This is a genomic window from Bartonella machadoae, from assembly GCF_022559585.1.
GTDB classification, from domain to species: Bacteria; Pseudomonadota; Alphaproteobacteria; order Rhizobiales; family Rhizobiaceae; genus Bartonella; species Bartonella machadoae.
The window spans coordinates 283,490-295,162 of the sequence record NZ_CP087114.1 but is presented as its reverse complement, the minus strand read 5'-3'; the positions used below and the strand labels follow the sequence as shown (position 1 = coordinate 295,162).

Genomic DNA, 11,673 nt, shown 5'->3' with positions numbered 1-11,673 from the left:
TCTCAAACCTTATTAATTATCAGTACGACTTTAAGCCTCTCGTAGAATTTTGCAAGAGACCTCTGTCATTTTTGACACTGTGAACAGTAAAAACTTGAACGTCCCAGCTGCAAAATGCGTATAATAGGCGTTGCACATCGCAAACATGCTTTTCCTTCGCGTCCATAAACCGAAAAAGCATGTTGAAAATAACCAAGAGAACCATCTACTTGTACATAATCACGTAAAGAAGAGCCACCAGACAAAATGGCTTCAGAAATCACAGCGCGTATATTCTGTGCTAAAGAATCTGCCAATTCGCGTGCACGAACAGTTTTCAACGCTAATGTAAATGCACCACGTTGTGGAGATAAACGACTACGCCATAGCGCTTCGCAAACATAAATATTTCCAAGACCCGCAACAATAGACTGATCAAGCAAAACGCCTTTAAGGGATGTTTTTTTATTAACAAAAACCTTTTGTAAATAACGACCAGAAAACGCATTGCTCATCGGCTCGAGCCCTAACTTCTTTAAAAGCGGATGCGCATAAAGCCTGCCCGTCTCAACTAAAAGCATAAACCCAAAACGACGCGGATCATTATAGACAAGATGATAAACTTTACCTTCTTTTGCCTGAATATCCATGACAAAGTGGTCATGTTTAACAAATTTGCTTGGAACAGAAGATGTTGTTCCTAAAAGATCATCCTCTATACGCCATGATCCTGACATGCCTAAATGACTTAAAATCGTTTCATTGTGCGAAAGATGAAACAACAAATATTTTGCACGTCTACCAAGTTCCAGAATTGTCCTTCCCATAAGCTGTTTAGAAAACGCCTCAGGGAAAGGAAACCGTAAATCCTTTCGGTGAAGTGTGACAGAGATAATCTTCGCACCCGTTACAACGGGCTCCAACCCACGACGAACGGTTTCTACTTCAGGAAGCTCGGGCATTACTCTTTTTAAAGTTATATATTTTCTAACAAAGTACCATTGAAAACAATAATATTAAGCCCACTCACCTTTACGAAATACAGGAACTTTTGTGCCATTCTGCGCAATGCCATCTATATCGATTTCACCAGATCCAATCATCCAGTCAATATGAATCATACTTTTATTACCACCACGCGCTGCAATCTCCTCCGCCGTCAATGAGGCTCCATCTAAAAAGCATTTGGAATAACATTGACCTAAAGCAATATGACAGGCTGCATTTTCATCAAATAATGTATTGTAAAAAAGAAGGTCGCTCTTAGAAATTGGTGAAGAATGTGGAACAAGAGCAACTTCTCCTAATCGACTCGCTCCCTCATCACTTTGTAAAATATTTTGCAAAACCTCTTGGCCTGCTGAAGCACGTGCATCAACAATACGCCCTGCTTCAAACCGTACTTCAATATTATCAATAAGCGCTCCTTGATAAGAAAGGGGCTTTGTCGAACGAACAAAACCCTCAACCTTACGTGCATGAGGAGTGGTAAAGACTTCTTCTGTTGGAATATTAGGGTTACAAACAACACCATTTTGCGCAGCAGATGCACCACCATGCCATTCATGATCATCTGCCAAACCAACTCTTAAATCCGTCCCTGGCCCTGTAAAATGTAAAGCAGAAAAACGCTGCTCATTGAGCCAAGATGAACGTTTCTTCAAAGTTGCATTATGCGTAACCCACGCATGCACAGAATCCTCTTCTGTAACACGTGAAGCAGCAAAAATTGCATCCGCTAATTTCTTAATCGCCTCATTAAGTGGTAAAGAAGGAAATATCGCCTCAGCCCATCCTGCTGTTGGATAAGCAACAATTGACCAGTTCATGGCAAAATTCGATATTTTTTTGAGAGCAGGCTGATAAGCTATTGACGTAGCCTTGTTTAAACGGGCAATCTTATCAAAATCTTGATTGGAAAGCAGCAAAGGATTATCACCAACAATAGCCAAACGCGCAGCTCCATTTCCAAAACCCTTTGCCATTCCCTCATATAGCCAAGAAGGTGCACAATCAAAACTAGCAGTATGTGCATTTTCAAAACGTGTAAGCGATAATATATCATCACTAAAAAGTGGTGTAATCACACCAGCACCAACCTTATAAGCATGATATGCAATACGCCGAACAAGTGGTAATGCTGAAACAGGAGCTGTCAAAATAAGATCTTGCCCCTCTTGTAAATTCAACCCAACTTTTACTGTAACTTCTGCAAGACGATTCAGTTTTTCAGGCGAAATCGCCTCATGCATATCAAACTCCATTACCAATATCCTTACTTTGGCTGTGAAAAAACTATCTGTTTATGTACCGTTTTTCTAACATTGTAACAATTGCATTTAACTGATCTGATGAGGGCATAGTATAAGCTACTATTGATTTGCTTTCTCCTTCCTGCCCTACACGATGCGGTGCATCTGTGGGAATAGGAACTTTATTAAGTTGTACTGTGACAAAAGACGTCGCACGCACTTTATTCACCTGAGCGACCTCTATCGAAGAAGACACATTGTGTTCTTCCTCTGCTTGTATTTCTTTACTTGCTAAGTTTGCATGCATGATACTCGGTATATTGCCAGAACGTTCTTGGGCAAAAGCATAAGCAACATCATAAGGACGATCGTTAGAAGGAACCTGTAACAATCCGTTACGTGAACGCTTTTCATAAAAAGCATTACCCCCCGCAACACGAACATAATGCATGTTTTTATAAGGGAAGGATAAACCTGCTGTATGAAAAAACTTAGCGTTTTTAAGTTTTTTATCGCGTTCGCCGCGTAAAACAGCATCAGCTGCTTTTTTAGCAAGAGCAACAGAGGCAGATTCTTTCATAGGGCGCGTTAAAACACCAGGAGCAAATTGTTTATATTGACCAACAACACCACAAATCGTTTTTGGATAAGCACTTGAATTAACACGGTTCATAACAACTGTTCCAACAGCAATCATCCCTTCAAAGCTTGTACGATTTGATTCAAAATACATTGCACGCATAAGGCATTGACGCTCTGTCAATGGATACATTACTGTCTTCGTCTTCTCATTTTCATTCACTTTACCAGCACAAAAATGATTCGTCGCACATCCCACAATAATAAATGGCGCTAGAAAACAGGTAAAAAAAACAGTCCAATAATTTTTCTTCATTTTATATAACACAATTTTTACGTCTTTAAAGCATTCAAAATTTGAATAGATTGTCTCTGTTGTATAGGTATCTTCAAAGAAAGTATACCGTTAATTGTTACAACTTAGTAAAATTTTAATACAAGGAGTCATTCAGAGCTATTTATGCTAAGTAAAAAATAAAAAATTGTTAATCAATCGATATTGTTATTATTGTGAAAATAGCCATGCAATATTAACCCTCATGTTTTAAGGGCGATAAAATATTATTTCTCTAAAAAATTCTCAATAATTTTATATACACAAAAGTTATGAACCTAAAACTGTCTGCATTTAAAAAACAAATACGCATATCCTCTTCAATATAAATTTAAGAAAATCATTAGAAAGAAGTTTTTCCTCCGTTCCAAACTAAACGGATGATAATATTTCTCTGAATAAAATATACCAAAAGAGAACTGCAAAACCCACAATATTGCTTGTAAATTTCTACACTTTTTCTTGCGTTTACCTATAATACACTTTGCATACTTTACCTACATCTATACTGTAGGAAAGTCGTCAGCAAGTACCTCAATGGTTTTTATCTTTCATAAAAAAAGCTTATTTTAATAACTAAGAGAAAGTTTAATCTCTTTTTTTCTCCCCAACTCCAACTTTATAGGTAAGATCATCGCGAGGACGATCAGAAGACATATGGTAACCTGTTATGATATAATGCAGCATTTCCGCAATATTGGTAACATGATCACCAATCCGTTCAATATTTTTTAAACAAAAAAGTAAATGCGTACAAACCGTAATATTGCGCGCATCTTCCATCATATACGTTAAAAGCTCACGAAAAAGAGAGGTATATAAAGCATCAATTTTACCATCACGCTCACGTACCGCATCAACACGTTCCAATAAACGACTCGTGTAAGCGCTCAATACTTCCTTTAACTGATTGAGGGCTAAAGCTGTAATTGTTTCAAGCCCATGATAAAAAGCCGCCGATTGACGTGTTTCTGAAAGTGCTACCGTTCGCTTAGCAATATTTTTGGCCATATCCCCAATCCGCTCAAGATCAGCAGAAATACGAATGGCGCCAATGATCTCACGTAGATCAACCGCCATTGGTTGACGTTTGCAAATAATGGTAATCGCTTTTTCATCAATGTCACGTTCTGCTTCATCTAAAAACAAATCATCCGCAATAACTTCCGTCGCAAGTTGAAGATCACTACAGACAATTGATGCAACAGAACGTTCAATCATTCGTTCTGCATGGCTCCCCATTGCTGTAATCCTTGCTTTCAAATATTTTAGTTCTGCATCATAAGAACGGACCGTATGGTTCTTAGACATATCTTATACTCCTCAATTTACCTATCCAAAACGCCCCGTGATATAATCTTGTGTACGTTGTTCTTTTGGTGAGGTAAAAATCATTTCAGTTGCACCAACTTCTACCAAATGCCCCAAATGAAACATGGCCGTATATTGAGAAACACGTGCCGCCTGTTGCATAGAATGTGTTACAATAACAATGGTATAATTTTTTCGTAACGCATCGATAAGTTCTTCAATACGTGCCGTGGCAATTGGATCTAGCGCTGAACAGGGCTCATCCATCAAAATAACTTCAGGACTCACTGCAATGGCACGCGCAATACATAAACGCTGTTGTTGTCCTCCTGATAAACTTGTTCCTGCCTCATGAAGACGATCTTTTACTTCTTCAAATAACCCTGCCTGCCGCAAACTTCTTTCAACAACATCATGCAATTCGGCACGCGATTTGACCAGACCATGAATGCGTGGTCCATAGGCAACATTCTCAAATATAGATTTTGGAAAAGGACTAGGCTTTTGAAAAACCATACCAACACGAGCACGCAATTCTACAACATCAATCCTCTGGTCATAAATATTTTTTCCATCTAAGGTAATAAGACCCGTTATTTTCGCACCTTCAATCGTATCATTCATACGATTAAAACAGCGCAAAAAAGTCGACTTGCCGCAACCTGAAGGGCCTATCAAAGCTGTAACCTGATGTTCTGGAATATCAAGAGTAATACCATGAAGTGCGGCTTTCTCCCCATAAAAAACTTTTACATCCTGACCACGCATTTTAATTTTCATTACAAAAACTCACCTTACTTTAAAACATAAACTCTATCGAAGTGACTGCTTTATTAGAGTTATCTGCGCCGCTCAAATCGTCGACGTAAAAAAACAGCAGAAATATTCATGATTGCAAGAAAAATCATTAATACAATAATAGCACCCGAGGTTTTTTCAACAAAAGCACGTTCTGCTTCACCTGCCCACATAAAAATTTGAACAGGCAAAGCTGTCGCTGGATCCATCGGAGTCGCAGGAATATTTACAACAAACGCAACCATGCCAATCAAAAGCAATGGAGCTGTTTCACCAAGAGCTTGAGCGACACCAATAATCGTGCCTGTCAAAATACCAGGGGCGGCTAGAGGGACAACATGATGAAAAACCATTTGTGTTTTTGATGCCCCCAGTCCTAAAGCTGCCGCGCGAATAGAAAGAGGAACCGCCCGCAAAGCAGAACGTGTTGCAATAATAATGGTGGGGAGAGTCATAAGAGCCAAGATAAGCCCACCGACAAAAGAAGCTGAACGTGGTAAGCCAAAAAAATTAACAAAAACAGCAAGTCCTAAAAGACCAAAAACAATCGAAGGAACAGCAGCAAGATTATTAATATTAACTTCAATCAAATCCGTAAATTTAGTTTTACGTGCATATTCTTCCAAATAAAGAGCTGTTGCTATCCCTATTGGAAGAGAAATCACTAAAACTATAGCCATCATGTACAGAGAACCAATGATCGCAACTCCTAATCCCGCAGTTTCAGCGCGGCTTGAAGCCCCAAATGTAAAAAAACCAAAATTAAATGTTTTATAAAGCGTGCCATCATGCGCTAAACATTTTATCCATTCTACTTGGCGATTAGAAACTTTGCGGTTTTTTTCCGCTACATGCAAGTCAATCTGTCCTTTATAAGCAGAATCGATATCTGCTGCCGCTAAAACTTTGATTTTTTGTGTTGTTCCAATCAGTTTTGGATTTTTTGTCACCATTTCACGGAGTTGAACACGGACACCATTTGAAAACATACGATTAACATCTCGCAATGCGTTGCGATCATTTTGATCTATATCAAGCTTTTTTACCAAAGCATTCCGTACGAGCAGAGGATAATTGGCAGTGATAAGGACTTGTGAATTTGTCTCACGCTGACCATTGGGATCAATGACCTGCTCATCCAAATAAATCGATAATGTCATTTCACTTTGAAAAAAAGCTGTATAGCCTTGACTAATGATAGACCACAAAAGTGCAAATAAAAAAAAGAGACCAATAAAAATAGCAATCAAACCATATGCTCGAAAACGACGCTCAGCCCAATATCGGCGTTTGAGGCCAATATTGCGACGAGAAACAAGAAAATCTTCATTCATTCATATTGTTCCCGATATTTACGCACAATGTAAAGAGCAAGAATATTCATCAAAAGAGTCATAATAAAGAGTGTCATCCCTAATGCAAAAGCAACAAGAGTTTGTGGAGAATTAAACTCAAAATCACCTGTTAATTGATTCACAATCTTAACAGTCATCGTGGTCATTGCTTCAAATGGATTAAGTGTTAAGTTCGCGGCAACACCTGCTGCTAGAACCACAATCATTGTCTCGCCAATTGCACGTGATGCTGTCAACAAAATTGCTCCCATAATTCCTGGAAGCGCCGCTGGTATAACCACTTTCTTAATCGTCTCAGATTGCGTTGCTCCTAAACCATAAGATCCTTCGCGTAAAATGCGTGGAACAGCTGTTATAACATCATCCGACAAAGAGGAGACAAAAGGTATCAACATAATTCCCATCACAACTCCAGCTGTTAAAACACTTTGGGCCATAATAAAACCAACACCACCAGAAAGAGAAATAGAGAGATCTCGTAAAAAAGGCCCTACCACCTTCAAAGCAAAAAAACCATAAACAATGGTTGGAATACCAGCAAGCACTTCTAACAATGGCTTTACTATTGATCGTAATCGAGTAGAAGCATATTCAGCCATATAAAGAGCCGAAAATAACCCTATAGGAACAGCAAAAAGCATTGCCACAAGCGCGATATAAAGCGTACCAGCAAGGAGTGGTATGAGACCAAATTGCCCTACTGTATTGCTCGAACCACTCGCTGAAAAACGCGGATCCCAAACCGTTCCAAAAAAGAAATTGGACAAGGGGACAGATTGAAAAAAACTAATCGTTTGAAAAAACATGGAAAGCGCTATGGCTGCTGTTGTTAAGACCGCAACTATAGATGCGCAAACCAACCCGACAACAATCAAACATTCAACCTTATTACGCGCACGCTGACGTGGAGCAATTTGTATTATTCCAAAGATAAAGCCAAAGAACGCAATAACAAAAAGAAAACCATAGCCAATGAACTGTAACTTTTCAGAAGAAGAAACCCATGACTGTGCTCTTCTTAACAGATCTTCTGATGCCCCATGAGGTAAAACAAACCCTTTGGCAAATAATTGTGTCCGCACTTCTTCATACGAAGCCGTAGCAAGATCGCCATCAAAGTGATGAACCATTTTAATTAGATTTCGAATAGTCTCTAAAATAAGATCATGATTCACAAGCCCCGTTATATGGGAACTATACGCCTCAACTTCTCGAGAGAGACTATACTCTAAATAAATTGCACTCCCACCATCCCAAAAAATTAAGAAAATAAGAGGTGGAATCACGGTCATTAAAAATGTCCACCACGCATGATAATACGCACGAGAATGCATCTTGTATTGTGCGTATTCAAGAGAACGCGCTCGCATATAAGAAATACAAAAGCCAACAAATCCAAGAAAAAATAGAAGAAAAAGAATAACGGAAATGTGCATATTGTCTTTCAATTTTTACAAAAAAACACCATAGAAAACTTCTATACTGCAAATTTAGCAAATTATTTCAAACGCATGACTCTACCAGCAGAAAAAGCAGAACGCTGCGCTTGGCGCTCCTTTTCAGAAGCAACAATCAAACCATATTCAGCCAAAGGGCTATCTGGACCAATCATTTGATCAGAAAGAAAAAAGTCAATATATTCCCGCAAACCTGAAACAATATCTAGATGTGCTTTCTTAACGTAGAAAAAAAGTGGACGTGAAACTGGATATTCGCCACTTATAATTGTTTCAACGGTTGGCGCAAAACCATTAATATGGGCAACCTTTAACTTATCAGCATTATTTTCATAATAAGACAACCCAAAAACCCCAACTGCTGTTCTATTAGAAGTCAAACGCGCAAAGGTTTCAGAATAATCACCATCAATATCAATAGCCTTTCCATCCTTACGTACAGCAACACAAGCAGCGTGAATTGCTTTATCATCCATTCCCAAAGATTTCATCGCATCAACTGCTCCACTTTCTTTACAGCCTACAGAAAGCAATTTTTCTTCAAAAACTTCACGTGTTCCATGCTTTTCTCCAGGAATGTAAACTGCTATCGTCCACGCAGGAAGAGCACTGTTGACTGCATTCCACTGCGAAATCTTATTTGGCTGTAATTTTCCGTCTACCATAACCTGAGCAGCAAGTGCCTTATACACATCCACTGCCTGCAATTTCCAATCAGGACCATTGATATCTGTTGCAAAGACAATACCATCATATCCAATACGTATTTCCTCTACATCTTTTACTCCTGCATCAAAACAAGATTGCAATTCGCTTGGCTTCATCGGCCGTGAAGCATTAACAATATCGATTGTATTCTCTCCAATACCACGGCAAAATTCTTTAATACCAGCCCCTGTTCCACCCGATTCAATAACTGGGACTTTAAAATGAGGATACGTTTCTCCAAATATCTCAGCAACAATCTTTTGATAAGGTAAAACTGTAGATGAACCCGCTATCTGTATTTGATCACGCGCATTACTAACATTCGTCAATATAATTGCCAAAATCAGTCCCATCCCAACTGATAACACTTTGCTCATCTATACACTCCTTAGAAGAGAAATTAAAATCTTTTGACCATATTATATAATATCTCAATTGTAATTCACATTTGCATTATAACAAATATAAAAAAGGAACATTCATAATTTTTCTAAAAAAATAATATTCTCTCTTCAAATAAATTTAATTTGAACGTTTGGATTCCACAACATCCCAAAAAAGATGGGCAACATCTGCACCACCAAAGCGTTTGATTTCACGAATACCCGTAGGAGACGTCACATTAATTTCTGTTATATAATCTCCAATCACATCAATCCCTACAAGAAGAAGACCACGTTCCTTTAAAGCTGGACCAATGCGTTCACAAATTTCATAATCACGTTTTGTAAAATCAATCTTTTCCGCACGTCCTCCAACATGCATATTAGAGCGTGAATCTGTTTCTACTGGGACACGATTAATCGCCCCAACAGGAGCACCATCAAGCAAAATAATCCGTTTATCTCCTTTTCGCACTGCATCTAAATAACGCTGAACAATAAAAGGTTCACGATAAATTTGTGCAAACATTTCCAAAAGTGAAGCTAAATTGCGATCATCCTTTTTTAAATGGAAAATACCCGCTCCTCCATTGCCATAAAGTGGTTTCAGAATGATATCACCAAATGTCGCTCTAAAATCGCTTATTTCTTCAATATCTTTTGTAATTAATGTTTCTGGCATCAAATCAGGAAATTCAGTAACAAAAATTTTTTCTGGACTATTGCGCACCCATGCTGGATCATTTACCACAAGTGTCTTAGGATGAATGCGTTCTAACAAATGCGTCGTGGTAATATAATTGAGATCGAAGGGCGGATCTTGACGTAAAAGGACTACGTCCATATCCATTAACTCTGTACGTACAGATTCCCCTAATTCATAATGATTTCCTTCCTCATCATGGACCGTCAATGGTTCTAATTGTGCAATTATACAACCATCGCGCATCGATAAATGGTCTGGTGTATAATGAAAAAGTAAATGCCCACGTTCTTGTGCTGCTAAAGCAAGTGCAAATGTTGTATCTCCTTGAATCCGAATCGTTGAAATATGATCCATCTGAATGGCAATTTTCATAAATAAAACCTCCCTATACAAAAACTAGACTAGTCTATGTGCTATAAACTTAGTAAACAATAAAAGAACTATGACAAGAGAAAGCACATGATACAAGAAGCGGATACAAAATTAAGCCATGAGGAAATCGAACGCTATGCACGTCACATCATTATGCCTGAAATTGGTGGTGCGGGGCAGCAAAAACTAAAAGCTGCACGCATTCTTGTTGTGGGAGCGGGAGGACTTGGTGCTCCTGTTCTCATCTATTTGGCTGCTGCAGGCGTTGGTACACTCGGTATTATCGATGACGATATCGTTTCGCTTTCCAATTTACAACGCCAAGTGATACACAAAACAAACATGATTAACCAAAAAAAAACTGAGAGTGCAAAAACCACTTTAAAAGAAATAAATCCTCATGTTGTGGTCGAAAAACACAATCTACGCTTAGATAAAAGTAATGTGGATAAACTGTTAAACACCTACGACATCATCATTGACGGCAGTGATAATTTTACCACACGCTACCTGCTTGCTGATCATGCTGCCCAATGTGAAAAACCTTTAATCAGTGGTGCTGTAGAACGTTTCAATGGTTCAGTAACGGTGCTCATGCCGTATAAAGACAATAATCCTCACTATCGAGATCTCTTCCCCAATCCACCAGCTCTAGGAACTCTCCCAACATGTGCTGAAAACGGAATTATCGGTATTATACCAGGGGTCATCGGAACACTCCAAGCCATGGAAGCCATTAAACTTATCACAAATATTGGTGAACCATTAGTAGGGAAAATGCTCCTCTATAATGGGCTCTTAGCACAATTTAATGTCTTGACCTATAAACGATCAGACTCCAGTACAAATGTGCAAAATACCAAGGTTTGCCTGTAAAGAGTTTGGGGACAAAAAATACAATTATTAGCAGATATTAGCAGAGCCATATTTAACTGTCCCTTTATCGTACTTAACAATCACTTCATGTATCAAGACTTTAAGAATCTTCAAATCATGACTTATAAACAAAATGACATTCATTCGCAATGAGTTCTCCATTGCGCTATAGAGTGCCAGCTTAAAAAAATTTTACATCAGGCAGATCCATTGTTGCAGCTTTTTCATGTAAATGGGGGCTAGCACATTGCGTATATCGGTTTGCATAATATCTAAAGCAAATCAATAACCTCATTTAGGGAGAATATGAAGTTGTCAATGAAAATCAATTTCCACCTTTACCATTTTTTAATGCAACTCTACGGCTCTCAAAAGCATCTAAAACATTTTATATAATGGAGATTGTGTACCTCTTCACACTTTTGTTTGTTACGTTCTTCAATGGGGGGACGGCCCTCATATGAAACAAAACACTATTGCGTTGCCAATTTCACAGGCTTTTTAAAGAGACCTTTCTAAGAAACCTAAGCCCACTTCACGACGATGCTCCTAGAGGGTATAGC

General features: G+C 38.5%; 10 protein-coding genes. 1 reads left to right on the top strand and 9 read right to left on the bottom strand.

Annotated features, from left to right (window positions below):
- Window positions 1-65: 65 nt before the first annotated feature.
- From mutM to gshB, 9 genes are all read right to left on the bottom strand, one after another.
- A complete protein-coding gene (gene mutM / locus LNM86_RS01455; RefSeq protein ID WP_241438138.1) occupies window positions 66-941 on the bottom strand; it encodes a bifunctional DNA-formamidopyrimidine glycosylase/DNA-(apurinic or apyrimidinic site) lyase in 876 nt (291 codons plus the stop codon).
- Window positions 942-995: 54 nt separating this feature from the next.
- Entirely contained in the window at window positions 996-2,243 is a 1,248-nt protein-coding gene (locus tag LNM86_RS01450) for an aminopeptidase (RefSeq protein ID WP_241438137.1), read from the bottom strand.
- A gap of 31 nt (window positions 2,244-2,274) precedes the next feature.
- Window positions 2,275-3,126 (bottom strand): cell wall hydrolase, encoded by an 852-nt coding sequence (locus LNM86_RS01445; RefSeq protein ID WP_241438136.1) that lies wholly within the window; start codon window positions 3,124-3,126, stop codon window positions 2,275-2,277.
- Between the two features lie 606 nt (window positions 3,127-3,732).
- Window positions 3,733-4,455 (bottom strand): phosphate signaling complex protein PhoU, encoded by a 723-nt coding sequence (gene phoU, locus LNM86_RS01440; protein ID WP_241438135.1) that lies wholly within the window; start codon window positions 4,453-4,455, stop codon window positions 3,733-3,735.
- A gap of 21 nt (window positions 4,456-4,476) precedes the next feature.
- Window positions 4,477-5,235, bottom strand: coding sequence for a phosphate ABC transporter ATP-binding protein PstB (gene pstB, locus LNM86_RS01435; protein ID WP_241438134.1), 759 nt, complete (start codon window positions 5,233-5,235; stop codon window positions 4,477-4,479).
- Window positions 5,236-5,294: 59 nt separating this feature from the next.
- The gene (gene pstA / locus LNM86_RS01430) at window positions 5,295-6,587 is read right to left on the bottom strand and encodes a phosphate ABC transporter permease PstA (protein ID WP_241438133.1); all 1,293 of its coding nucleotides are present in this window, start codon (window positions 6,585-6,587) and stop codon (window positions 5,295-5,297) included.
- On the bottom strand, window positions 6,584-8,044 hold the full coding sequence (pstC, locus tag LNM86_RS01425; protein ID WP_241438132.1) for a phosphate ABC transporter permease subunit PstC: 1,461 nt from the start codon (window positions 8,042-8,044) through the stop codon (window positions 6,584-6,586). Before pstC ends, pstA begins: the two co-directional genes overlap by 4 nt.
- 62 nt (window positions 8,045-8,106) lie before the next feature.
- Window positions 8,107-9,150 carry a substrate-binding domain-containing protein gene (locus tag LNM86_RS01420; protein WP_241438131.1) on the bottom strand — a complete coding sequence of 348 codons (1,044 nt, stop codon included), beginning with the start codon at window positions 9,148-9,150 and terminating at the stop codon, window positions 8,107-8,109.
- Between the two features lie 145 nt (window positions 9,151-9,295).
- A complete protein-coding gene (gshB, locus tag LNM86_RS01415) occupies window positions 9,296-10,234 on the bottom strand; it encodes a glutathione synthase (RefSeq protein ID WP_241438130.1) in 939 nt (312 codons plus the stop codon).
- 87 nt (window positions 10,235-10,321) lie between these two features.
- Here gshB and LNM86_RS01410 point away from each other — a divergent pair, with 87 nt between their 5' ends.
- Window positions 10,322-11,110, top strand: a complete 789-nt coding sequence (locus LNM86_RS01410) for a molybdopterin-synthase adenylyltransferase MoeB (protein ID WP_241438129.1) — start codon at window positions 10,322-10,324, stop codon at window positions 11,108-11,110.
- The last annotated feature ends 563 nt before the right edge of the window (window positions 11,111-11,673 follow it).